Raw genomic sequence first — 21,512 nt, 5'->3', positions numbered from 1 at the left:
GGCCGGGGTGCCGGCGTGACGGGCAAGCTCGACCTGGATCCGGTGCTGGTGGCGCGGGCGCGGGAGTTGGCGCGCCGCGCCGGGCAGCCGGTGGTGGATCTGGCGCGTAGCCACACGACGGTGTCGGTGGAGCGGGCGGTGTTGCGGCTGGCCGGGGTGACCGGCGCGGACCCGGACGGCATTCCGTGGGTGAACCGGCTGGTGGACGCGGTGGTGGCCGACGTCGGGTTGGGGCACGGGGTGGCGGTGCCGGTGTTCGACGCCCTCGCGCGGGAGCAGATCAGCGACGTGACGTTGCTGGCGCAGAAGGCGGCGGCCGGGTCGGTGCGCTTCACGCAGCCGGCCGGGAAGGCGGCCACCGCCGCCCGGAAGGCGGCCCGCAAGGCGGTCGGGGCGGGTGTCCGGTTGATCGACCGGCGGCGCGCGGAGCGGGACCGGCTGGTGAAGCGGTACGGGGATCCGGCGCAGCGGCCGTGGATCTACCTGATCGTGGCCACCGGTGACATCTACGAGGACATCCCGCAGGCGCAGGCCGCGGCGCGGGCCGGCGCGGACGTCATCGCGGTGATCCGGTCGACGGGGCAGTCGCTGCTGGACTACGTGCCGGAGGGGGCGACCCGGGAGGGTTTCGCCGGCACGTACGCCACGCAGGAGAACTTCCGGTTGATGCGGGCGGCGTTGGACGAGACGTCGAAGGAGTTGGGCCGGTACGTGCGGCTGACGAACTACGCGTCGGGGCTGTGCATGCCGGAGATGGCGACCCTGGCCGGCCTGGAGCGGCTGGACATGATGCTCAACGACTCGATGTACGGGATCCTGTTCCGCGACATCAACCCGATCCGCACGTTCGTGGACCAGCGGTTCTCCCGGCAGGTGCACGCCCGGGCGGGGATCATCATCAACACCGGTGAGGACAACTACCTGACCACCGCCGACGCGGTGGACGAGGCGCACACGGTGACGGTGTCGCAGTTGCTCAACGAGTTCTTCGCGCACGAGGCGGGGTTGGCCGACTGGCAGTTGGGGCTGGGGCACGCGTTCGAGATCAACCCGGATCTGCCGGAGTCGTTCCGGTTGGAGTTGGCGCACGCGCTGTTGGCGCGGGAGTTGTTCCCGGACGCGCCGTTGAAGTGGATGCCGCCGACGAAGCACATGACCGGGGACGTGTTCCGCGGCAATCTGCTCGACGGGTTCTTCAACCTGGTGGGCACCATGACCGGGCAGGGCATCCTGCTGGTGGGGATGATGACCGAGGCGGTGGTGACGCCGTGGCTGTCGGATCGGGACATCGCCCTGCAGAACGTGCGGTACGTGCTGGGCGCGGCCGGTGGGTTGCACGAGGACTTCGTGCCGGCGCCGGGCGGGTTCATCCAGCAGCGCGCCAACCGGGTGCTGGGTGAGGCGCTGGATCTGCTGGAGCGCATCGGTGACCAGTCGCTGTTGACGGCGATCGCCGAGGGCACGTTCGGGATCATGAAGCGGCCCGCGGACCGGGGCAAGGGCCTGGCCGGGGTGGCCGCGCACGACGCCGACTACTACAACCCGGCCACCGAGATCCTGGAAGGGGACTGCGCGTGACGGCCGCGGCGGAGAAGAAGATCGTCCGGCCGTACGGGGACACCACCGGTGACGGCATGGTGCAGGTGTCGTTCACGTTGCCGGTGCCGCACGACAAGCGGGCCGAGGGCGCGGCGATCCAGCTGGCCAACAAGATGGGCATCGACCCGGCGATGCTGGTGCACGCCAAGCCGATGAGCGACGGGTTCACCTTCTTCGTGGTGTACGGGCGGGTGAACCATCTGGTGGACCTTTCCGCGGTGCAGGTGGTGGAGCGGGACTTCCCGCTGCTGAGCGCCAAGGAGGTCAACGCGGTGGTGAAGCAGCGGTTGCGGCGCAAGCTGTCGGTGGTGGGGGCGTGCATCGGCACGGATGCGCACACCGTGGGCATCGACGCGATCCTCAACGTCAAGGGCATCGCGGGGGAGAAGGGCCTGGAGTACTACCGGGAGCTGAAGGTCACCAACCTCGGCGCGCAGGTCAGCGTGCCGGAGCTGGTGGAGGCGGCCCGGGTGGAGAAGGCCGACGCGGTGCTGGTGTCGCAGGTGGTGACGCAGCGCGACGCGCACCTGCACAACACGCGGGAGATGTCCGCGGCGTTCCGGGAGGCGATGCCGGCGGGGAAGCGGCCGCTGCTGATCGTGGGCGGGCCACGGTTCGACGAGACGATGACCGGCGAGCTGGGCGTGGACCGGATCTTCGGCCGGGGCACCACCCCGGGTGAGGTGGCCAGCTACCTGGTGCACGCGCTGATCACGAACAAGAAGGCGAAGGCATGAGTGATTCCCGGGTCGGGCTGACCGTCACCCACCGGCGGTATGTGCCGTACTCGCACGCCCACTACGCGGGGAACCTGGTCGACGGGGCGTACGCGCTGGGGTTGTTCGGGGACGTGGCGACGGAGGTGTGCATCCGCACCGACGGCGACGAGGGGTTGTTCGCGTCGTACTCGGATGTGCAGTTCCGCAGCGCCATGCGGGCGGGTGACGTGTTGGAGGTGACGGCGACGGTGACCCGGGTGGGTACCCGCAGCCGCACCATCGACTTCGAGGCGCGGGTGGTGTGCCGGGGTCGTCCGGACCGGTCGGAGTCGGCGGCGGAGGTGCTCGAGACGCCGATCGTGGCGGTCACCGCGACCGGCACCGTGGTCGTCCCGCCGCCGGCGTGAGCCTCGCCGTCTGCGCCGACGTCGGGTCCACGTACACGAAGGTCGCGGTGGTGGACCTCGACGCCGCCGCGCTGGTCGCGGCGGCGTCCGCGCCGACCACGGTCGGCACGGACGTGCTGCACGGCCTGGACGCCGCGGTCGGCGCGGCCACCGCCGGGCTCAATGCCCGGGACCTGCCGTGGTACGTGTGCTCGTCGGCCGGTGGTGGGCTGCGCCTGGCGGTGGTGGGCTACGAGCCGCTGGTCACCGCGCAGGCGGGCCGGCGGGTGGGGTTGTCGGCGGGCGCGAACGTGGTGCACGTGGCCGCCGGCCGGCTCGGCGCGACCGACCTGGCGGCGTTGCGGGCGGCCCGCCCGGACGTGGTGCTGCTGGTCGGTGGCACCGACGGTGGGGACGCCGAGGTGTTGACGCACAACGCGACCCGGTTGGCGAAGGCCCGCTGGCGGGTGCCGGTGGTGCTGGCCGGCAACGTCGCGGTCCGCGACGAGCTGTCCGCCCTGCTGGCCGGGGCGGGGGTGCCGGTGACGGCGGCCGACAACGTGCTGCCGCGCATCGGGGTGCTGGCCCCGGCGTCGGCGCGGGCGGCGATCCGGGAGGTGTTCCTGCGGCACGTCATCGGCGGCAAGCGGTTGTCGCGGGGTACCCGGTTCGCGCGGCTGGTGCGCGCGGCCACCCCGGACGCGGTGCTGACCGGCGTGGAGGTACTCGCCGACACCCTCGGCGGTGACCTGGCGGTGGTGGACGTCGGTGGGGCCACCACCGACGTGTACTCGGTGCTCACTCCGGACGAGCGGGCCGACGGGCCGGGCCGGGAGGTCGCCGGGACGCTGTGGCGGGCCCGCACCGTCGAGGGGGACCTCGGCATGCGGTGGAGCGCGCCGGGGGTGGTCCGCGCCGCCGCCGAGGAACGCCTGCTCGCGGTGGGGGAGCAGGACGTTCTGGCGCGGGCGGCGGCGGTGCGGGCCGCCGCCCCGGGGTTCCTGGCCGAATCCGGCGCAGAGCGGGCCGCCGACCGGCGGATCGCGGCGCTGGCCGCGACGGTGGCGGTGCGCCGGCACGCCCGGGGCGCGGCCACCGGGGAACGCGCCGGCCGGGACCTGCGGGACGTGCGGCTGATGGTGGGTTCCGGTGGGGTGCTGCGGCATGCCCCCGCCGACCACGCCGCCGGGGTCCTCGCCGCGGTGCTGGCCGACCACGCCGGCGGGTGGCCGCTGCCCCGGGAGGCGCGCGCGGTGGTCGATGTGGACTACGTGCTGGCCGCCGGCGGGCTGCTCGCCGACGAGCATCCGGGGGCGGCGCGGGCGTTGCTGCGCCGGCATCTCGGCACGGATTGAGACGCGCCGACGCGACACGCCGTGTCGCAACACACGACTGGCCGGGGGTGGGTTGACAGCGGCGGGGGTGCAAGCCGTACCGTCTTTGAGTCCTACTACGGGAAGCGGCTGTTGTTCGCTTCGTCCCTTCGTCCGCTGGCCGAGCGACACGGTGCAACTCGTCGCGGCGGCCAGGTCCAGCGGGCGGGGGTCGGCGGGGCGGCGCGAACCGGCCGCGGTTACCGGTGTACGGGCAGGGTGAGAGGCACGGCCAGTAGACAACGGCCCGGCGGGGGCAGCCAGTCCGCGTCCGGTCGGTCCGAAGGTCGGCGCACCTCACTCTCGCCCCACCGGCCGGGAAGGGCCTGGGAGCATCGGGGCGCGGCGTATGCCGCGCCCCGATTTCTGTTCCCGCCCGCCCGTTCAGATGTCCCGGGCGTAGGACTCCAGCAGGTCGGCCAGCCGGCGTGGCTGGCTCAACGCCAGCAGGTGCCCGCCGGGCAACTCGTCGGGGCGCACGCCGAGGCGCTCCACGGCCAGGCGGCGCTGGAAGTCCGCCGGGAAGAACCGGTCGTCGCGGCCGGTCACCACCCGGGTCGGCACGTCCGGCCAGCGGCGCAGCGGGTTCGGCCGGACGAACACCGCCTCCGACTCCGGCTCGCCCGCGCCGTCGAGCAGCCGGGCGGTCACCTCGGCGGGCACGTCGTGGAAGAAGTCCACCGCCAGGTCGACGTCGGCGTGCGGGTCGCGGCCCTGCGCGGCGGCGTACGCGGCGCGCGCCGGGCGGTGGCCGGTGGCCGCCCACCAGTCGCCGGCCGTCTCACCCGGCGCCGGCACCATCGGGTTGACCAGCACCAGCAGCCGCACCGCCGGATGGTCGGCCACCAGCGGGGCGGTGAAGGCGCCCAGCGACTGCGCCACCAGCACCACCCGCGGGTGCGGGTCGACGGCGGCGCGGACCACAGCCGCGTACTCGGGCAGCGCGGCGTGCGGGTCGGCGGCGGGCAGCGCCACCGCCACCGCCTCCCGGCCCCGCCGGCGCAGCTCGTCGACCAGCAGGTGCCAGTAGTCGGCGCTGCCGCCGGCGCCGGGTATCAGCACGGACGTCACGGTCGGGGGCGCTGTCATGCCGGTCACCCTGCCAGCCGGGTACGACACGACCCGGTCCGGCCGGCGGCACCGGCCACCGCCGGCCGGGTAGCCTTCGGCGCGTGATCGTGGTGAGGTGCCGGTGACGACGCTCGACCGGGATGAGACCCGGGCCGCCGAGGTGGTTGGCCGCGCGGACGCCCCGCGCGCGCTGCCGCTGCGGCTGGCCGTGCCCGCCGCCGTGCTCGCCGGGCTGGCGATGCTGCTGGCGTTCCCCCCGTACGGGGCGTGGCCGCTGGCCCCGGTGGGGGTGGCGCTGCTGGGCGCGGCGGCGCACCGGCGGCGGCTGCGCGCCGGCGCCGGGCTGGGCTTCCTGACCGGGGTGGCGCTGTTCGCGCCGATGCTGGAGTGGACCAACCTGCACACCGGCTACCTGCCGTGGGTGCTGCTGTCGCTGCTGCAGGCCGGCTACCTGGCGCTGCTCGGCGTCGCCACCGCGTGGGTGTCGCCGCTGGTCGACCGGCGCCGCTGGGCGTGGCCGGTGGTGACCGGGCTGCTCTGGGTGGCGCAGGAGGCGCTGCGCGACCGCACCCCGTTCGGCGGGTTCCCCTGGGGGCGGCTGGCGTTCAGCCAGGACACCTCCCCGCTGCTGCGGCTGGCCTGGCTCGGTGGCGCGCCGCTGGTGACGTTCGCCGTGGCGCTGACCGGTGGGCTGCTGCTCGCCGCCGGGTGGCGGCGCTGGCCGGGCCGCGACCGGCGCGGCTGGGCGCCGGTGGCGCTGCTGGTGGCGTCGGCCCTGGCGCTCACCGGCGGGGCGCTGCTGGTGCCCACCGGCGCCGCCGGCACCGGCCGCACCGTCACCGTGGCGGTCGTGCAGGGCAACGTGCCCCGGCTCGGGTTGGACTTCAACGCCCAACGTCAGGCGGTGCTCAACAACCACGTCGACGCCACCCTGGAGCTGGCCGCCGGGGTCGACGCCGGCACCCGCCCCCGTCCCGACCTGGTGGTGTGGCCGGAGAACTCCTCCGACATCGATCCGCTGCGCAACGCCGCCGCCGGGGAGCGGATCTCCCAGGCCGCCGACGCGATCGGCGCGCCGATCCTGGTCGGCGCGGTGCTGCTCGGCCCCGACCGGGGGCAGGTGCGCAACGCGGGGATCCTGTGGCGCCCGGGCACCGGGGCGGACCTGTCGCAGCTGTACACCAAACGGCACCCCGTCCCGTTCGCCGAGTACGTGCCGTTGCGCACGATCGCCCGGATGGTCAGCAAGCAGGTCGACCTCGTCCGCAACGACTTCGTGGCCGGTGAGCGGCCCGGCGTGGTCCGGTCCGGACCGGCGGTGCTCGGCGACGTGATCTGCTTCGAGGTCGCCTACGACGGCCTGGTGCGCGACACCGTCGACGGTGGGGCGCAGCTGCTGGTGGTGCAGACCAACAACGCCACCTTCGACGTCGCCGAGGCCCGCCAGCAGCTGGCGATGGTGCGGCTGCGGGCCGTCGAGCACGGCCGGGGCGCGTTGATGGCCTCCACGGTCGGGGTGTCCGGGTTCGTGACCCCCGACGGGCGGGTAAGCGGCGCCACCGGGTTCAACACCCGCGCGGTGGTGCTGCGTCAGGTGGCGCTCGCCGACGGGCGTACCCCCGCCACCCGGGCGGGCGTGTGGCCGGAGCTGGCCCTGGCCGGGCTCGCGGTGGCGGTCCTGGTGGCCGCCGGGGGGCTGCGCCGCCGCCGGGAGGTCGACGCCGGCCGGTGAGGCCGGGGGCGGATGCGCGGAAGGGGTGCGGTGAGCGAGCCAGTGCCGGTGGGCCACCCCGGGGTGGGGCGCGTGCTGGTGGTGATCCCCACCTACAACGAGGCGGAGAACCTCCCCGACGTCGTCGCCCGGGTCCGCGCCGCCGCGCCGGCGGTGGACATCCTCGTCGCCGACGACAACAGCCCCGACGGCACCGGCGCGCTCGCTCAGGCGATGGCGGCCACCGACCCGCACGTCAACGTGCTGCGCCGCCCCGGCAAGGAGGGGCTCGGCGCGGCGTACCTGGCCGGGTTCGGCTGGGCGCGGCGGCGCGGCTACGACGCGGTGGTGGAGATGGACGCCGACGGCTCGCACGCCCCGGAGGACCTGCCCACCCTGCTGGCCGCCGCCCGCGACGCCGACGTGGTCATCGGCTCCCGGTGGACCCGCGGGGCGCGGGTGCTGAACTGGCCGCTGCGGCGGCTGCTGCTGTCGCGCTGCGGCAACCTGTACGCGCGGTTGGCGCTGGGTATGCCGGTCTCCGACGCCACCGGCGGCTACCGGGTGTACCGGTCGACGGCGCTGACGGCGATGGAGCTGGAGTCGGTCTGCTCGCAGGGCTACTCGTTCCAGGTGGAGCTGTCGCGGCTGGCGCACCGGGCGGGGGTGCGGATCGTGGAGGTGCCGATCACCTTCGCCGAACGGGAGCGCGGCGCGAGCAAGATGAGCCCGCTGATCGTGGCGGAGGCGCTGTGGCGGATCACGACGTGGGGGCTGCGGGACCGGCGGGCGGCGGCGTGGCCCGGCCGGCGGGTAGCGGGCCGGTGGCCGTGACGCCCGGGCGTGTCATGCTGGAGGGGCGGGGTTTCCGCCCCGTGTCCGGTTCACGGCGGCGTCGTCGACCGGGCGCCGCGCGACGCGGATGAGGTGAGATGCGCCGATACCTGAGGTTCGTGCCGCCGGCCCTGCTGCTGGCGGTGGTGCTGGAGCTGGCGGTCTTCGTCGGGGTGGGCCAGGTGATCGGGTTCGGCTCGGCGGTGCTGCTGGTGTTCGCGGCGTCGCTGCTGGGGCTGGTGCTGCTGCGCCGGGAGGGGATGCGCGCCTGGCGCGGGTTCCGCTCGTCGGTGGAGGCCCGGCAGCCGCCCGGTCGGCAGGTCACCGACGGGCTGGTGGGGCTGCTGGGGGCGCTGCTGCTGGCCACCCCGGGCCTGGTCAGCGGCGTGGTGGGTCTGTTGCTGCTGGTGCCGCCGGTGCGCCGGCTGGCCCGCGCCGGGGTGCAACGTGCCGCCGAGCGCCGAGTGTCGTCGATGGTCGCCGGTGACCTGTTCGGGCCGCGCACCGTGCGGGTGCGCCGCGGCGCCAGCCGGCCCGCGTCGGAGCCGACGGTCGACGGGCAGGTCGTCGATGCGGGCCCGCCGCAGGTCGTCGACGGGGGCCGGGCCATCGAGGGTGAGATCGTCGAGCCGCGCCGCCCCTGACACGCACACGACGGCGCCCCGGGAGGTAATCTCCCGGGGCGCCATCGTCCGTCAGGTGGGGCCGCTCAGGCGCGGCCGCGGCGGGTACGGACCTCCTGCAGCCGCTCGGCGAGGATGTCCTCCAGCTCGGCGATGGAGCGCCGCTCCAGCAGCATGTCCCAGTGGGTACGCGGCGGCTTGGCCTTCTTCTGCTCCGGCTCGGTGCCGTCGACCAGCCGGGCGACGCTGCCGTCGAACTTGCACTCCCAGGTCGTGGGGACCTCGGCGTCGACGGCGAACGGCACCTCGAACTGGTGACCCTTGGCGCACAGGTACTCGCGGGTCTGACGCGGCGCGAGCTCCGTGTTGCGGTCGGATTCGTAGCTGACCGCGCCCAGCCGGCTACCGCGCAGCATACGCTCGCCCATGATCGACTTCCCCTCGTTCGTGGTGCTGGTCTTCTCGGTGTAACGGCCCGTCGCCCCCGCGGCATTCCCGCCCGGCTGGGTGATCCGGCCGGTGGCCCCTGCAAGGGTAACCGGCCACGGGCGAGACCCGGCGGGGTCGTCCCCGGCCGGGTCGAATCGGTGGAGTGTTTCGGCGCTCACCGGGGATGTTAGCCGCCCCAGATCGGGAGGAGGTGACGATGACCAGTGACACGCCGGTCGACGCCCGACCGCCGGGCGGGAAGACCTTCTTCGGTCATCCCCGGGCGCTGTCGACGCTGTTCCTCACCGAGATGTGGGAGCGGTTCAGCTTCTACGGCATGCGCGCCATCCTGGTGCTCTACCTGACCGCCGCGGTCGCCGAGGACGGCCTGGGCATGCGGGAGTCCACCGCCAACGCGGTCTACGGCACCTACAACGCCATGGTCTACCTGATGGCGCTGCCCGGCGGCTGGGTCGCCGACCGACTGATCGGCGCTCGCCGCAGCGTGCTGTGGGGCGGCGTGATCATCGCCGTCGGGCACTACGTGATGGCGATCCCCGCCCGGTGGAGCGTGTTCGCCGGGATGACCCTGATCGTGCTCGGCACCGGGCTGCTCAAGCCCAACATCTCGACCATGGTCGGCTCGCTCTACGACCGCGACTCGCCCCGCCGCGACGCCGGCTTCTCCATCTTCTACATGGGCATCAACCTGGGCGCGTTCATCGCCCCGCTGGTCACCGGCTTCCTCGGCGAGAAGATCAACTGGCACCTGGGGTTCGGGGCCGCCGCGATCGGCATGACCTTCGGCGTGCTCCAGTACGTCCTGGGCCGGCGCAACCTCGGCGACGCCGGCGAGCGCCCCGCCGACCCGCTGCTGGGCGCCGACCGTCGCCGGGCGCTGACCCGCATCGGCGTCGGCGTGCTGGTGCTGCTGGTGGTGCTCGCCGCGCTCGCCGTGGCCGACCTGTTCACCGTCAACACCGTGGTCAACTCCCTGACCATCGCCACCGTGCTGATCACCATCGGCTACTTCGCGCGGATCATCACCGACCAGGAGATCAGCAACACCGAACGCAGCCGGATGAAGGCGTACCTGTGGCTGTTCGTCTTCGCCGCCGCCTTCTGGCTGATCTACGACCAGGCCGGGTCGGTGCTGAACATCTTCGCCGCCGACCGGACCGACCGGGACGTGCTCGGCTTCACCTTCCCCGCCTCCTGGCTCCAGTCGGTCAACCCGATCCTGATCATCATCGGGGCGCCGCTGTTCGCCTGGCTCTGGCTGCGCCTGGGCCACCGGGTGTCCACGCCGGTGAAGTTCGCCGTCGGCCTGGTCCTCAACGGCCTGTCGTTCGTGCTGATGGCCGCCGCCGCGCAGGCCGCCGTCGGCGGGGACCTGGTCTCCCCGTGGTGGCTGGTGGCCGTGTACGCCATCCAGGTCGCCGGTGAGCTGTCGCTGAGCCCGGTGGGCCTGTCCGCCACCACCAAGCTCGCCCCGGTCAAGTACGCCAGCCAGATGATGGGCCTGTGGTTCCTCGCCACCGCCGTCGGCGACGCCATCGGCGGGCAGGTCGCCCGGCTCGCCGAGACCTGGCCCGAACCGACCTACTTCCTCACCTTCGGCCTGGCCTCGGTCCTGCTCGGCCTCGGCGCGGTGATGTTCACCCGGCACATCTCCCGGCTGATGGCCGGCATCCACTGACCCCGGTCCGGCCCGCGCCCGGCGCGCGCGGGGCCGCCCCGCCCGGCGTGGTGGGGATACGATCCGCGCCATGGCCCGCACCACGATCCACCCCGGCGCCTGCCCGCTGGACTGCCCGGACACCTGCACCTGGCAGCTCACCGTCACCGACGGCAGGGCGGTGGCGCTGCGCGGCGACCGGGACCACCCGTTCACCCGGGGCGCGCTGTGCGGCAAGGTCAACCGTTACCTCGACGCGGTCAACGGAGCCGACCGGCTCACCCGGCCGCTGGTGCGGGTCGGGCCCAAGGGCGTCGGGCCGGTGTCGTACCGGCCGGCGAGCTGGGACGAGGCGCTGCAACGGGTGGCGGCCGGGCTGCGCGCCACCATCGACGCCGACGGGCCGCAGGCGATCCTGCCGTACTACTTCGCCGGCACGATGGGCCTGGTGCAGGGCTGGACGATGGGGCCTCGGCTCTTCGCCCACCTGGGCGCGTCGCGGCTGCGGACCACCATCTGCACCGCCGCCGCCCGCGCCGCCCTCCAGTCGATCTACGGCGGGTCGGTCGGCTTCGAACCGGAGTCGATCGTGGACGCCCGGCTGATCGTGCTGTGGGGCGCGAACCTGCTCTCGACGAACCTGCACCACTGGCCGTTCGTGCAGGAGGCGCAGCGGCGCGGCGCGTACGTGGTGACGATCGACCCGCTGCGCACCGACACCGCCGCGCGCAGCGACGAGCACGTCGCGCCGCTGCCCGGCACCGACGCCGCCCTCGCGCTGGGGTTGATGCGCCACATCCGCGACCTCGGTGGTGTCGACCGGGAATGGCGGGACGCGCACACCACCGGCGGGGAACGGCTCGACGCCCGCCTCGACGAGTGGCCGGTGGAACGCGCCGCCGCCGAGTGCGGTCTCGACGCCGACGTGCTGCGCCGGCTCGGCGCGCGGATCGCCGGCACCCGGCCCACCGCCATCCGGGTCGGGCTGGGCCTGCAACGGCACGCCGGCGCCGGCCAGGCCGTCCGGGCCATCGCGGCGATCCCGCTGCTGACCGGGGACTTCCGCTACCCGGGCGGCGGGGCGCTGGTGACCACCTCCGGGCACCACCGGATCGACCCCGACCGGGTGGCCCGCCCGGCCGACCTGCCCACCCCGCCGGCCCGCTCGATCAACATGAGCCGGCTCGCCGCCGCGCTGACCGGCGAGGCCGACCCGCCGGTCACCTCGCTGGTGGTGTTCGACGCCAACCCGGCCGCCACCGTCCCGGACCAGAACCGGCTGCGCGCCGGGCTGGGCCGGGCCGACCTGTTCACCGTGGTGCTGGAGCAGCGCTGGACGGACACCTGCGACTGGGCAGACGTGGTGCTGCCAGCCACCATGCAGCCCGAACACCTCGACCTGCACACCTCCTACGGGCACCACTACGCGACGCTGAACCTGCCGGCGAGCACCCCGCCGGGGGAGGCGCTGCCGAACACGGAGATCTTCCGCCGCATCGCCGCCGCCCTCGGCCTGACCCATCCCCGGCTGCGCGACACCGACGAGGACCTGGCCCGGCAGCTGCTCGACGGCGCCGGGGTCAGCTTCGAGGAGCTGCGCGAGCACACCTACGCGCGGGCCACCGGTGTGGACGTCGGCGCCGCCCCGTACGCCAAGGGCGGCTTCCCCACCCGCGACGGGCGGGCCCGGTTGTACGACCCGCAGCTCACCGGGCAGGGCGTCGACCCGCTGATCGGCTACACCCCGCCGGTGGAGGCCGCCGACCCGCAGCTGGCGCGGCGGTTCCCGCTGGCGCTGATCTCCCCGGCGGGCCGGTTCCTGATGAATTCCACCTTCGCGTCGCTGCCCTGGCACCTCGACCGCACCGGCCCGCCCCGCATCCACCTGCACCCCGTCGACGCGGCCGCCCGGGGGCTGGCCGACGGCGACGCGGCGCGGGTGCACAACGACCGGGGCGCGTTCCTGGCCACCGTCGCGGTGGACGAGGCCACCCGGCCGGGGCTGGCGTTCACCTACAAGGCGTACTGGGCGCGGTTGAGCCCCGGCGGCAGCACCGTCAACGCCGTCACCGCCGTCCGTGACACCGACCTGGGTGGCGGGCCGACGTTCCACGACACGAGGGTGCAGGTCGAGGCCGCACCGGCCGAGGTGCCCGCTCAGCCCGCCTGAGGCGGCGCGCCGAGCCGGGCCAGCGCGGCGGCCAGGTCGCTGACCTGGTCGGCGAGCTGCGCGGCCCGCCGCTGGGCGGCGTCGCGGTCGGCTTCGGCGGCGCGCAGCCGTACCTCGGTCTCGGTCAGCCGGGCCTGCGCGGCGTCGCCGCCGCGGCGGGCCTCGGCGAGCTCGGCCGCGAGCGCGTCGCGCTGCGTGGCGGCCCCGGCGGCCTCCTCGCGGGCGCGGGCCGACACCGCGGCGGCCTCCTCGCGGGCGGCGTCGGCCGCCGCCCGCGCGGCGTCCCGGTCAGCGGTCGCGGCGGCGGCCTCCGCGTGCGCCCGCCGGGCCTGCTCGGCGTGCCGGTCGGCCTCGGTACGCGCCCGCGCGGCCTCGGCCTCGGCCCGCTCGGCCTGCCGCACCGCCTCTGCGGCGGCGGCGGTGGCCCGCTGGGCGTCGGCGCGGGCGGCGTCGCGTTCGACGGTCAGGTCGGCGGCGCGCCGCCGGTCGGTGTCCCGCTCGGTGCGCAGGCCGCGCAGCTCGTGGCGGGCGGCGTCGCGGTCCCGTTCGGCCTGGGCGCGCAGCGCCTCGGCGGCGCTGGCCTCGCGGCGGGCGACGTCCCGGTCCGCCGCGGCGCGCTCGGCGTGGTCCCGCGCGGCGGCGGCCCGCGCGTCGGCCTGCTCGGCGCGGGCCAGGGCGGTGTCGCGGTCGGCGGCGGCGGCGCGGGCCTCCTGCCGGGCGCGGGTGGCCTCGGCGGCGGCGGTCTCGGCGTCGGTGCGGGCCTCGTCGCGCTCGGTGTGCGCCCGGGCGATGTCGGCGGCGGTCTCGGCGCGCAGCTGGGCGAGCTGGCGTTCCACCCCGGCCGGGGAGAGCTCGGCGTGCAGCGCCTCGGTAAGCGTCTCGACGATCTGGTCGAGCCGGTCCACCGCCTCCCAGGTGCGGGCCACCTGCCCCGGCAGGCCGGGGGCGTTGCGGTGCCGCATCCGGGAGTTGCGGGAGGCCCGCTGGCAGGCGCCGTCGTTGTCCCGGCAGTAGCGGAACGGCCGGCCGGCGCCGACGCGCTGCGGCACGTCCCGTCCACAGTGGGCGCAGGGGCGGGTGTCGGCGGGGGCGGGCTGGGCGTCCATCGAGGCGGAAGTCTAGTGCCGGCGTCGGGACGGTCAGTCCCCGGCGCGGGCGGCGCGGTCCAGGGTGTAGCGGCGTTGCAGCAGCAGCGCCGCGAGCATCGCCGCGGCGGGCAGCAGCCCGAAGCCCCAGCGGATCGCGTCCAGCGCCGCGTCGGGCTGGGTGACGCTCTGCCCGGCGGTGGAGGCGACGAACCCGCCGGCGGCGAGGCAGAGCGCGTACGCCCAGGGGCCCGGCGCCGTCGCCGGCCGGATCGCCGCCGGTGACCTCGACGCGGCGCCGCTGGCCGCCGGGATGGTCCGCCGGCACCGCGACGCCACCGGCTAGCGTGTGCCGGTGCCCGTCCCCTCGTACGTGACCAGGCTGCGCGCCCACATCGGCCACGACCTGCTCCTGCTGCCCGGCGTCAGCGGCGTGGTACGCGACGACGCCGGGCGGGTGCTGCTGGCCCGACGCGGCGACAACGGCCGCTGGTCGGTGCCCGCCGGCATCGTCGACCCGGGCGAGCAGCCGGCCGACGCCGTGGTGCGGGAGGTCTTCGAGGAGACCGGCGTGCGGGTCCGGGTCGAGCGGGTCGGCGGCGTCGCCACCCACCCGGTGGTCTATCCCAACGGCGACGTCTGCGAGTACCTCAACGTGTGGTTCCGCTGCGCGCCGGTAAGCGGCGAGCCGCGCGCCGACGGTGACGAGTCGACCGAGGTGGGCTGGTTCGCCCCGGACGACGTGCCGGAGCTGGACGAGTGGGCGCGGCTGCGCATCGACACCACGCTGCGCGAGGACGCCCCGACCTGGCACGCACGGCTCGGCGAGCGGCACCCGGCGCTGCGCCGACCGGACGCCCTCTGAGGGTCAGCGCCGACCCTGGCGGCCGGGACGGGTCAGCCGGTGGCGACGGCGGCCCGGGAGCGGTCGGCGGCGATGCGCACCGCGAGGCCGGCCAGCACGGTGCCCATCACGTACCGCTGCGCCCGCGCCCAACCCGGCCGGCGGAGCAGGAACGCCGACACCGAACCGGCGGTCAGCACGATCAGGGCGTTGACCGTCAGCGCGATCACGATCTGGGTCAGCCCGAGCAGCAGGCTCTGCACCGCCACGTGGCCGCGCGCCGGGTCGACGAACTGCGGCAGCAGCGACACGTACAGGATGGCGATCTTCGGGTTGAGCAGGTTGGTGACCAGGCCCATGGTGAACAGCCGGCGCGGTCGGTCCGGCGGCAGCGCCGTCGGGGTGAACGCCGATTGCCCGCCTGGGCGCAGCGTCCGCCAGGCCAGCCACAGCAGGTAGGCCGCGCCGGCCAGCTTCACCGCCGTGTACAGCGGCGGCACCAGCACAAAGACCGTGGCGATGCCGGCCACCGCGGCGGCCAGGTAGACCAGGAAGCCGACCGCCACCCCGAGCAGGGAGACCAGCCCGGCGCGGCGGCCCTGGGTCACCGACCGGGACACCAGGTAGACCATGTTCGGCCCGGGCGTCAGCACCAGGCCGAGCGCCACCAGACCGATCCCGACCAGCGCGCCCACCGTCACCATCGCCGCACCGCCCCTCCCGTGTCCGCCCCGACCCTACGCCGGGAACCGCTGCGCCGTGCGCACCGCATCTTTGCGCCGGCCCGTTCAGCGGTGACACTGCTGTGATGTCCGTCGTCCTGCGGGTGCCCGCCACCACGTCCACCGCCGAGTTGGTCCTGCGCCCGTGGCGCGACGACGACGTCGACGCGCTGCTGGAGATCTACCGCGATCCGGAACTGCGGGCGCGCACCCGGCGCCCGGTGCGCACCGCCGCCGACGCCCGCCGCTGGGTGGCGCGGCACCGGCAGGGCTGGGCGGCCGGCCGCCGCTTCTGCTTTGCCGTCTGCGAGACGGAGCCGGTCGACGGCGGGCAGCGGCTCGTCGCCTGCGTGCTGCTCAAGGACGTCACGCCGGGACGGCCGGACGCTGAGGTGGGCTACTGGACGGCCGCGGCGGCGCGGGGCCGCGGGGTGGCCCCGCGTGCGGTGGACGCGGTGAGCCGGTGGGCGTTCACCCGCTTCGCCGCCACCGGACTGGCCAGGCTGGAGCTGCTGCACGAGGTCGACAACCCGGCGTCCTGCCGGGTGGCGGAGAAGAGCGGGTACCCGTTCGTGGAGGTGCTGCCCGCCCGGCCGCCGTACCCGGGTGACGGGCACCGCCACGTGCGCCGGCGGGACTGATCGTCTCCGGCGGGGATCAGGCCGGTGGCGTGGCGGGCGGGCCGAGCAGCCGCAGCAGCAGGCGCGGCTCCCCGGGCCAGGCGGCGAGCAGCACCTCACGCGGCACCTGCCGGCCCGCGTAGCGCAGCGCGAGCGCGACCACCACGATGTCGTCCAGCGGGCCGATCACCGGCAGGAACTCCGGGATCAGGTCGATCGGGCTGGCCAGCCAGAGGCCCGCCACCACGATGGCGATCTTCGCCTTGCGGGGGACCCGGGGGTCGGCGCGCAGCCGGCGGACCGTGGTCAGACAGTCGGGGATGAACGCGGCCAGATCGCGCAGGATGCCCGGCGGCAGCCGCCGGGCCAGCAGCACCAGCAGCGCCCAACTGGCCAGCAGGCAGGCCACCGCCACACCGAGCCCGATCAGCCAGTCCCGCACGCTGCCCTCCTCCGCCCCGCGTCGACCCTGCCGGGAATCTACGCTCCGGCCGCCACCACCCGCCGGCGGGGAATGCCCGGCCGCGCCGGGGCGCTGAACCTCGGCGGTACGGCGGATACGGTGGTTCGGGGAGGTGGGTGACGTGAGCAACGCGTGGGAAGCGGCGGTCGAGGCGCAGATCCGCACCGCAGTGGAGCGCGGCGACTTCGACAACCTGCCCGGCATGGGCAAGCCGATCCCGGGCCGCGGCGCCCCCTACGACGAGTCGTGGTGGATCAAGAGTTTCCTGGAGCGGGAGGCCCTGCCCAGCGATCTGCTGCTGCCGACGCCGCTGCAACTGCGCCGCCGGGTCGAGCAGGTCCCCGACGAGGTCCGTGACCTGCCCACCGAGGAGTCCGTCCGGGCGTACGTGGCCGCGCTGAACACCGAGATCGTGGCCTGGCTGCGTACCCCGACCGGCCCCCGGGTGGTGGTCCGGCCGGTCAACGTCGACGAGACGGTACGACGCTGGCGGGCCGACCGGGAACAGCGCTCGGCGGCTGTCCTGGCCGCTGCCACCGAGCCGGCGACCACCGCCGGCCGCCCGGCCCGGCGCCGCCGCTGGCGTTTTCCGTGGCGGCGCTCGCGCTGACCGCACCCCGTCACGGGCGCCGGCCGTACGGTTGGCCTCCTCCGACCGGGAGTGGCGGATGGCCCACTGGCTGGTTCATCCACTCATCCACCGGGCATAGGTCACCGTGCCGGACCCCGAAACCGTGAAGTACCGCGTGCACCTCGATCTCGCCACCACCTCTGCGGCCCATCAGGCGGAGTTGGTCGCGCGCCTGATGGATCTCGGTGCGACGCCCGCGGATGTGGGCCAGGGCGATGTCCCGTGGACGGTTCTGGCCGACCCGGAGGGCAACGTGTTCTGCGTGTTGGAGCCTCGGGAGATCTACCGGGATACCGGGCCGATCGCCGCGGTGGTGGTCGACTGTGCGGATCCGCGGGCCATGGCCCGGTTCTGGGGCGAGGCGATGGACTGGACCCTGCACGAGGTGACCGATGATCATGCGGTGCTGCGCTCGGCCAAGGGTGTCGGGCCGTATCTGGAGTTCCTTCGCACGCCCGTGAAGACCGTGTGGAACCGCGTCCATCTCGACCTGAAGCCGTATCCCGGTGATGATCAGGCGGCGGAGGTGGCCCGGCTGGAGGCTCTCGGTGCCACCGGCGCCGACGTCGGCCAGGGCGATGTGTCCTGGCGGTGCCTCGCCGACCCCGAGGGCAACGAGTTCTGCGTCCTCTCCCCGGGCTGACGAAGTCTCGGTCGAAAACCGTTTGAGCCCTCCTTCCGCGTTCCCATAGGGTGCCTGCGGCCCGTCGCTGTGAGGACAGAGGACAAAACGCGTGACCCCGCCTGCTCTGTAGACCTGACACCTTTTTCCGCTCACCTGTAGCCGACGCTCTCCGTCGGTTCTGCCGGGCTGCCCTTGTGCGCCCGGTCGTACAGCGTCTGAGGCCGCGCGCGTAATCGGCCTCGTGTCAGGTCCAGAGAGAGATCATGTCTTCACAACCTCATATCGTGCTGCCCTGGGTCGTTCGTCGGACCAGGCTGCCTCTGCTGTCGTTGCGGTGCGTGGACTGCCGGTCGGAGTCGGCCACCACCGGCGAGGGCAAATTCCGCGTCAACGCCAACGGCAAGTTGCTGGACGTGTGGCTGCTGGTCCGCTGCGTGTCCTGCGACCGGACGAGCAAGCTCACCGTCCACGGGCGAGCGCCGGTCAGATCCTTCGATCCGGCCGAGCTCCACGGCTACGGCGTCAACGATCCGGAACTGGTGGCGTCCCGGCTGTTGGATCCGCTGCTCGCCCGGCGCAACCGCTTCACCCTGGACTGGACGGGGGCCTGGCGGTTGGACACCCCGCCGGCCTGGCCGGACGAGGCGTGGCCGGTCCAGGTGGAGGTCGTCTTCGAGGATCCGGTACCGGTGCGCCCGGAACGACTCATCGCGCAAGGGCTGGGCCTCAGCAGGAACGAGGTACTGCGCCGGATCAAGTGCGACATTTCGCTGCGCCGTCCGACGAGCGCCGGATTCACCTTCACGGTGGTGGCCGGGGACTAGCGGGGATGTAGCCGCGGCGGGCCACCCGGCCCGCCCGGCTTCATCCCCGAACCATGCCGGATACCGGAGGCGCAAGCCACACCCGTCATAGAACGTCGTGCCCGACGGCGCGCAGTTGGGTCAGGGCTTGGCCTTTGTTGGGCTGGCGCTGCCAGGAACCTCTACAGCCCGCCAGTCAGCAGGGCTTTCGGTTTATTGAATAACCGGTAACGATATTCCAGTATTCAGGCTGGACATAACGGGCAAAGCGGCGATGCATCATAATGTCTGTTCTGTTGCTTCCTATCGCCGTGCACACCTACGACGCCCAGGTCGCCGTGGGCGCCCCGCAGCCGCTGCCGGACGAGGTGGCCCTCGACGGTGTCGACCAGTTCCTGACCACCTGCGTCGCGACGACGGCCGCGTGGCCGCACAAGCCCGCGGTCATCGACTACCACGCCACCGAGGGCCGTTCCTGGCGGCTCTGGTTCTCCGCCGATGGCGCCCGGACCGCCCGCCTCCCCACGCCGGTCGCCGGCGAGGGCCCGGAGGCGGCCTATGTCTCCGCCCGGGGCACGGCCAATGAGCTGGTCATGTTCTGCTACGGCCGCATTCCGATGGACTCGCTGCGGCTCGACGGCGACCGGCGCGTCCTCGACCAGCTGATCGCCTGGGAGCCGGAGGAATAGGACGCGACGACGGACCCACCGCCCTGCGCCGACCTCGGCCTCAGCGCACGGCGGTGGGTCCGCGGCCCGTCACTCGTAGCGGTATTTCAGCGAGTCCGCCTCCACCTGTTCGATGTCGGCGATCGTCAGCGCCGGCATCCGCAGCTGGGCCAGCGTCACCTCGGCCGAGGTCGGCTGGGCGTCCGCCGGCAGCCACTGCTCCGGCTTCCAGGCCCCGCCGCGCAGCAGCGCCTTGGGGCAGTGCGGGTAGACCTCCTCGATGCCCAGCACCAGCGCACTGGCCGGTGGCTTGCCCACGGCGGTCAGCTGCGACAGCAGCTCGGGGCGAGTGGAGACGCAGGCCCGGCCGTTCACCCTGAGTGTCGTGGTGGGCCCCGGGATGACGAACAGCAGCCCGGCCCCAGGGTTGGTTCGACCGTCGGTGTTGGCCACGAGGTAGCGCAGCGACGCCCTGCTGGCCGGCCCACCAGCTGCACAGGACAGGCAGATGAGCCACGACGGCGGAACGGGCGGTCGTTGTTGGGCAGTTCAGCTCGTTCTCGACCACGATCAAGTCGCTGCGGCGACCGCCTGATTCTGACGGCTTGCGGTGGCCCGGCTCGGACGGTCTGTGGTGGCCCCATCGCGGTGGAGGCGTGCGATGGTGTGACGGCCCGATTTGGCCCCACCCCGGCCTGCCGCAGGAACTCAGATCAGTGACTGTGCGTTAGGTATGTAGGCGCTCGGCTTCGGGCCGAAGCTGCCATCCGACCTGTTCGATGACTTCGCGAGCTGCCTCCGCAACAGGCCTTGCGTGGGTCGACACTTGAAAGTCTCGGATCCTCGCAAGATCGCTCCGCTGCTGGTAGAGATCGACGAAGTTGCGTAGCCGGCTGCGCCAGTACTCGTTCGGTTCCCGTGCGGTGACCCGTTCCTTCAAGACCGTCTCAGGGGCGGTCAGCTCGCAGACGACGAACCGTGAGCCCGGCACGGCAGCGCGAAGCTGCACCCGTTCGTCCTCGTCCGCGATGACACTGGGAATGATGAGCCGCAGGTCCGCAATAGTCGCGCAATTGGGCCACATTGCCCTGAGATTGTTGAGCGCGAAAGACCGCTCGGGGTGCGGGTAGACCATGGTGAGGTCATCGAGGTCGATCACCGCGTTCGCCAAACCGGACTCACGCAGCAGGTCCGCTATGGCGCCCGACAGGGTGGACTTTCCCGAGCCTGGCGATCCGTGCAGGACGAGCACATCAACGTTGTTCACGAGCGTAGCCACCCGAGCCGGATACCTGCGACTTCGCTGCGGCCTCGGCCTCGGGGCGCAGGAGATGGCGTGTCGTCGGTTGTCACACGGACGGGTCCCAGGCTACGAGCTGATCGAAGATACGACGGTCGCCTTCGAACTTCAGCGAATCCAGCGGTATGCGGCCGTAGAAGAACAGGACCAGGTCACTGGCCGTGCCCCGGGCGGAGGCATCGGCCGTGTCGGAGTCCTCGCCGGCAGCGGGCGTGAGGTGGGCGACCTGTGCGCCGTCGTGGGACAGCCGAAGGCGCCAGGAGTGGCCCTCGGTGGCGTGGTAATCGACGACGGCGGGTTCGTGTGGCCAGGCGACCGTCGTTGCGCAGAGGGTGAACTGGCAGTCGTCGAAACCGTCGAGGGCGATCTCCTCCGGTATCGGCTGCGGGGCACCCCCGGTGAGCTGGACGTCGTAGGTGTGCACCGCGATCTCGTGGAGCTGGCGCCGCGCCCAGGCCCCGGAGGTCTGCGGTGACGGCGAGTCCCACCACCATGTCCAGCAACCGCGATCCGGGCCCGCCTCGCGCAGCACGCTCGCCAGGTGCTCGACGGACTCGACCCACCAGGCCAGGAGAGCCTCGCGCTCCCGAGGTGCACCCGTGCCGCCTCCCCATGCGGACTCCTCCGGCGGAGCGTCCGCGGGCCCGGCGGTGACGATGGCGGCTGCCTTGCGGCGACCCATGCCCACGTGTTGCACGTGATCGAACAGCGTCCGCTCGGGATGGGTCGGCATCTGAACGTCGAGGCTGGGTGCCGCGGCGACCGCAGCGCGGAAGGCGGCCGACCGTTCGTTGATCAGCCGCAGCTGATCAGGGAACGTGAGAATTTTGTGCACCCCGGCTTTCTATCACTGTGCTCCGACGACCGGACAGCGATTTTGGCAGCCGACGCGGCGGCCGCCCCGGCACTGATACGTGCCCTTGGATGACGCGCGGGCGCCCCTTCCTCAGATCGGTGATCCTCAGAAGGCAACAGCATCGCTCACGCTGGGGTGCGCGGGGGGTGGCTGCTCTGTTGCGGGTGCCATTCGTCGATGTCGTCGGGCCAGGGTGCGGGGCGGCCGGTGTCGTCCCAGAAACCGGTCTCAGTGCCGGTGGCGAGCAGGGCGGCGTTGAGCGCGGCCCGTTCGGCAGGTGTGGGGATGGTCGGGTCGCTCAT

At 73.7% G+C, this 21,512-nt stretch carries 24 protein-coding genes and 1 pseudogene; 15 read left to right on the top strand and 10 right to left on the bottom strand.

The window, feature by feature from the left end; translation table 11 throughout:
* The first annotated feature begins 15 nt into the window (after positions 1-15).
* The 4 genes from ACTMS9_RS23330 to ACTMS9_RS23315 are packed head-to-tail and all read left to right on the top strand — an operon-like array spanning position 16 to position 4,059.
* Complete coding sequence (locus tag ACTMS9_RS23330) at positions 16-1,578, top strand: lysine 5,6-aminomutase subunit alpha (RefSeq protein ID WP_441166021.1); 1,563 nt, start codon at positions 16-18, stop codon at positions 1,576-1,578.
* Positions 1,575-2,336 (top strand): OAM dimerization domain-containing protein, encoded by a 762-nt coding sequence (locus ACTMS9_RS23325; RefSeq protein WP_334573002.1) that lies wholly within the window; start codon positions 1,575-1,577, stop codon positions 2,334-2,336. The genes ACTMS9_RS23330 and ACTMS9_RS23325 overlap by 4 nt, the downstream gene beginning before the upstream one ends.
* Entirely contained in the window at positions 2,333-2,725 is a 393-nt protein-coding gene (locus ACTMS9_RS23320; RefSeq protein ID WP_441148879.1) for a hotdog domain-containing protein, read from the top strand. The genes ACTMS9_RS23325 and ACTMS9_RS23320 overlap by 4 nt, the downstream gene beginning before the upstream one ends.
* Entirely contained in the window at positions 2,722-4,059 is a 1,338-nt protein-coding gene (locus ACTMS9_RS23315; protein ID WP_441166020.1) for a glutamate mutase L, read from the top strand. Before ACTMS9_RS23320 ends, ACTMS9_RS23315 begins: the two co-directional genes overlap by 4 nt.
* Positions 4,060-4,461: 402 nt before the next feature.
* Here ACTMS9_RS23315 and ACTMS9_RS23310 read toward each other — a convergent pair whose 3' ends face one another.
* On the bottom strand, positions 4,462-5,166 hold the full coding sequence (locus ACTMS9_RS23310; protein WP_441166019.1) for an alpha/beta fold hydrolase: 705 nt from the start codon (positions 5,164-5,166) through the stop codon (positions 4,462-4,464).
* 142 nt (positions 5,167-5,308) lie between these two features.
* Here ACTMS9_RS23310 and lnt point away from each other — a divergent pair, with 142 nt between their 5' ends.
* The 3 genes from lnt to ACTMS9_RS23295 all read left to right on the top strand — a co-directional run bounded on the left by lnt (position 5,309) and on the right by ACTMS9_RS23295 (position 8,337).
* Positions 5,309-6,880 (top strand): apolipoprotein N-acyltransferase, encoded by a 1,572-nt coding sequence (lnt, locus tag ACTMS9_RS23305; RefSeq protein WP_441166064.1) that lies wholly within the window; start codon positions 5,309-5,311, stop codon positions 6,878-6,880.
* A gap of 12 nt (positions 6,881-6,892) precedes the next feature.
* A complete protein-coding gene (locus ACTMS9_RS23300; RefSeq protein ID WP_441148876.1) occupies positions 6,893-7,693 on the top strand; it encodes a polyprenol monophosphomannose synthase in 801 nt (266 codons plus the stop codon).
* A gap of 98 nt (positions 7,694-7,791) precedes the next feature.
* Complete coding sequence (locus ACTMS9_RS23295; RefSeq protein ID WP_441166018.1) at positions 7,792-8,337, top strand: FxsA family protein; 546 nt, start codon at positions 7,792-7,794, stop codon at positions 8,335-8,337.
* Positions 8,338-8,402: 65 nt separating this feature from the next.
* Here ACTMS9_RS23295 and ACTMS9_RS23290 read toward each other — a convergent pair whose 3' ends face one another.
* A complete protein-coding gene (locus tag ACTMS9_RS23290; protein WP_007070998.1) occupies positions 8,403-8,744 on the bottom strand; it encodes an RNA polymerase-binding protein RbpA in 342 nt (113 codons plus the stop codon).
* 218 nt (positions 8,745-8,962) lie between these two features.
* Between ACTMS9_RS23290 and ACTMS9_RS23285 the strand changes: the two genes are divergently transcribed.
* Together ACTMS9_RS23285 and ACTMS9_RS23280 are read left to right on the top strand one after the other, a co-directional pair.
* Entirely contained in the window at positions 8,963-10,444 is a 1,482-nt protein-coding gene (locus tag ACTMS9_RS23285) for a peptide MFS transporter (RefSeq protein WP_441148874.1), read from the top strand.
* Positions 10,445-10,514: 70 nt separating this feature from the next.
* Positions 10,515-12,593, top strand: a complete 2,079-nt coding sequence (locus tag ACTMS9_RS23280; RefSeq protein ID WP_441148873.1) for a molybdopterin-containing oxidoreductase family protein — start codon at positions 10,515-10,517, stop codon at positions 12,591-12,593.
* On the opposite strand, the gene ACTMS9_RS23275 is transcribed toward ACTMS9_RS23280, so the two are convergent.
* Together ACTMS9_RS23275 and ACTMS9_RS23270 are read right to left on the bottom strand one after the other, a co-directional pair.
* Positions 12,581-13,699, bottom strand: a complete 1,119-nt coding sequence (locus tag ACTMS9_RS23275; protein ID WP_441148872.1) for a hypothetical protein — start codon at positions 13,697-13,699, stop codon at positions 12,581-12,583. The genes ACTMS9_RS23280 and ACTMS9_RS23275 overlap by 13 nt on opposite strands.
* A 33-nt stretch (positions 13,700-13,732) precedes the next feature.
* Entirely contained in the window at positions 13,733-14,017 is a 285-nt protein-coding gene (locus ACTMS9_RS23270) for a hypothetical protein (protein WP_441148871.1), read from the bottom strand.
* A 16-nt stretch (positions 14,018-14,033) separates the two neighbouring features.
* Between ACTMS9_RS23270 and ACTMS9_RS23265 the strand changes: the two genes are divergently transcribed.
* Entirely contained in the window at positions 14,034-14,543 is a 510-nt protein-coding gene (locus ACTMS9_RS23265) for an NUDIX hydrolase (RefSeq protein WP_441166017.1), read from the top strand.
* A gap of 32 nt (positions 14,544-14,575) precedes the next feature.
* Here the strand turns inward: ACTMS9_RS23265 and ACTMS9_RS23260 are convergent, their stop codons facing one another.
* Positions 14,576-15,226 (bottom strand): LysE family translocator, encoded by a 651-nt coding sequence (locus tag ACTMS9_RS23260; RefSeq protein ID WP_441166016.1) that lies wholly within the window; start codon positions 15,224-15,226, stop codon positions 14,576-14,578.
* 104 nt (positions 15,227-15,330) lie between these two features.
* On the opposite strand from ACTMS9_RS23260, the gene ACTMS9_RS23255 reads away from it, so the two are divergent.
* On the top strand, positions 15,331-15,885 hold the full coding sequence (locus tag ACTMS9_RS23255; RefSeq protein WP_441166015.1) for a GNAT family N-acetyltransferase: 555 nt from the start codon (positions 15,331-15,333) through the stop codon (positions 15,883-15,885).
* Positions 15,886-15,901: 16 nt separating this feature from the next.
* On the opposite strand, the gene ACTMS9_RS23250 is transcribed toward ACTMS9_RS23255, so the two are convergent.
* Positions 15,902-16,306 carry a YkvA family protein gene (locus ACTMS9_RS23250; RefSeq protein WP_280838691.1) on the bottom strand — a complete coding sequence of 135 codons (405 nt, stop codon included), beginning with the start codon at positions 16,304-16,306 and terminating at the stop codon, positions 15,902-15,904.
* Between the two features lie 142 nt (positions 16,307-16,448).
* Between ACTMS9_RS23250 and ACTMS9_RS23245 the strand changes: the two genes are divergently transcribed.
* The 4 genes and pseudogenes from ACTMS9_RS23245 (at position 16,449) to ACTMS9_RS23230 (ending at position 19,075) form a co-directional block, all read left to right on the top strand.
* Entirely contained in the window at positions 16,449-16,937 is a 489-nt protein-coding gene (locus ACTMS9_RS23245; RefSeq protein ID WP_441148867.1) for a DUF1992 domain-containing protein, read from the top strand.
* Between the two features lie 112 nt (positions 16,938-17,049).
* Positions 17,050-17,601: pseudogene (locus tag ACTMS9_RS23240) on the top strand (VOC family protein); the annotation flags it as partial.
* A gap of 320 nt (positions 17,602-17,921) precedes the next feature.
* A complete protein-coding gene (locus tag ACTMS9_RS23235; protein ID WP_441166014.1) occupies positions 17,922-18,407 on the top strand; it encodes a DUF1062 domain-containing protein in 486 nt (161 codons plus the stop codon).
* Between the two features lie 263 nt (positions 18,408-18,670).
* Positions 18,671-19,075, top strand: coding sequence for a hypothetical protein (locus ACTMS9_RS23230; protein ID WP_441148865.1), 405 nt, complete (start codon positions 18,671-18,673; stop codon positions 19,073-19,075).
* A 69-nt stretch (positions 19,076-19,144) separates the two neighbouring features.
* Here the strand turns inward: ACTMS9_RS23230 and ACTMS9_RS23225 are convergent, their stop codons facing one another.
* From ACTMS9_RS23225 to ACTMS9_RS23210, 4 genes are all read right to left on the bottom strand, one after another.
* Entirely contained in the window at positions 19,145-19,429 is a 285-nt protein-coding gene (locus ACTMS9_RS23225; RefSeq protein WP_319462039.1) for a hypothetical protein, read from the bottom strand.
* A 352-nt stretch (positions 19,430-19,781) separates the two neighbouring features.
* Positions 19,782-20,333: an AAA family ATPase gene (locus tag ACTMS9_RS23220; RefSeq protein ID WP_441148864.1), complete on the bottom strand. Its 552-nt coding sequence runs from the start codon at positions 20,331-20,333 to the stop codon at positions 19,782-19,784.
* Between the two features lie 70 nt (positions 20,334-20,403).
* Positions 20,404-21,189 (bottom strand): maleylpyruvate isomerase N-terminal domain-containing protein, encoded by a 786-nt coding sequence (locus ACTMS9_RS23215; protein WP_441166013.1) that lies wholly within the window; start codon positions 21,187-21,189, stop codon positions 20,404-20,406.
* A 146-nt stretch (positions 21,190-21,335) separates the two neighbouring features.
* A complete protein-coding gene (locus ACTMS9_RS23210) occupies positions 21,336-21,512 on the bottom strand; it encodes a hypothetical protein (protein ID WP_441166012.1) in 177 nt (58 codons plus the stop codon).

The organism is Micromonospora sp. L31, from assembly GCF_052068075.1.
Lineage (GTDB): Bacteria > Actinomycetota > Actinomycetes > Mycobacteriales > Micromonosporaceae > Micromonospora > Micromonospora purpureochromogenes.
Note: the sequence above shows the minus strand (reverse complement) of the source record. Positions and strands in the feature narration are given on the sequence as shown.

Excerpts from the sequence above, each read along its gene's own strand:
- ACTMS9_RS23320 (WP_441148879.1), top strand. The coding sequence starts at position 2,333 with ATGAGTGATTCCCGGGTCGGGCTGACCGTCACCCACCGGCGGTATGTG.
- ACTMS9_RS23310 (WP_441166019.1), bottom strand. The coding sequence starts at position 5,166 with ATGACAGCGCCCCCGACCGTGACGTCCGTGCTGATACCCGGCGCCGGC.
- ACTMS9_RS23300 (WP_441148876.1), top strand. The coding sequence starts at position 6,893 with ATGCGCGGAAGGGGTGCGGTGAGCGAGCCAGTGCCGGTGGGCCACCCC.
- ACTMS9_RS23295 (WP_441166018.1), top strand. The coding sequence starts at position 7,792 with ATGCGCCGATACCTGAGGTTCGTGCCGCCGGCCCTGCTGCTGGCGGTG.
- ACTMS9_RS23290 (WP_007070998.1), bottom strand. The coding sequence starts at position 8,744 with ATGGGCGAGCGTATGCTGCGCGGTAGCCGGCTGGGCGCGGTCAGCTAC.
- ACTMS9_RS23285 (WP_441148874.1), top strand. The coding sequence starts at position 8,963 with ATGACCAGTGACACGCCGGTCGACGCCCGACCGCCGGGCGGGAAGACC.
- ACTMS9_RS23280 (WP_441148873.1), top strand. The coding sequence starts at position 10,515 with ATGGCCCGCACCACGATCCACCCCGGCGCCTGCCCGCTGGACTGCCCG.
- ACTMS9_RS23275 (WP_441148872.1), bottom strand. The coding sequence starts at position 13,699 with ATGGACGCCCAGCCCGCCCCCGCCGACACCCGCCCCTGCGCCCACTGT.
- ACTMS9_RS23260 (WP_441166016.1), bottom strand. The coding sequence starts at position 15,226 with ATGGTGACGGTGGGCGCGCTGGTCGGGATCGGTCTGGTGGCGCTCGGC.
- ACTMS9_RS23255 (WP_441166015.1), top strand. The coding sequence starts at position 15,331 with ATGTCCGTCGTCCTGCGGGTGCCCGCCACCACGTCCACCGCCGAGTTG.
- ACTMS9_RS23230 (WP_441148865.1), top strand. The coding sequence starts at position 18,671 with ATGTCTGTTCTGTTGCTTCCTATCGCCGTGCACACCTACGACGCCCAG.
- ACTMS9_RS23210 (WP_441166012.1), bottom strand. The coding sequence starts at position 21,512 with ATGAGCGACCCGACCATCCCCACACCTGCCGAACGGGCCGCGCTCAAC.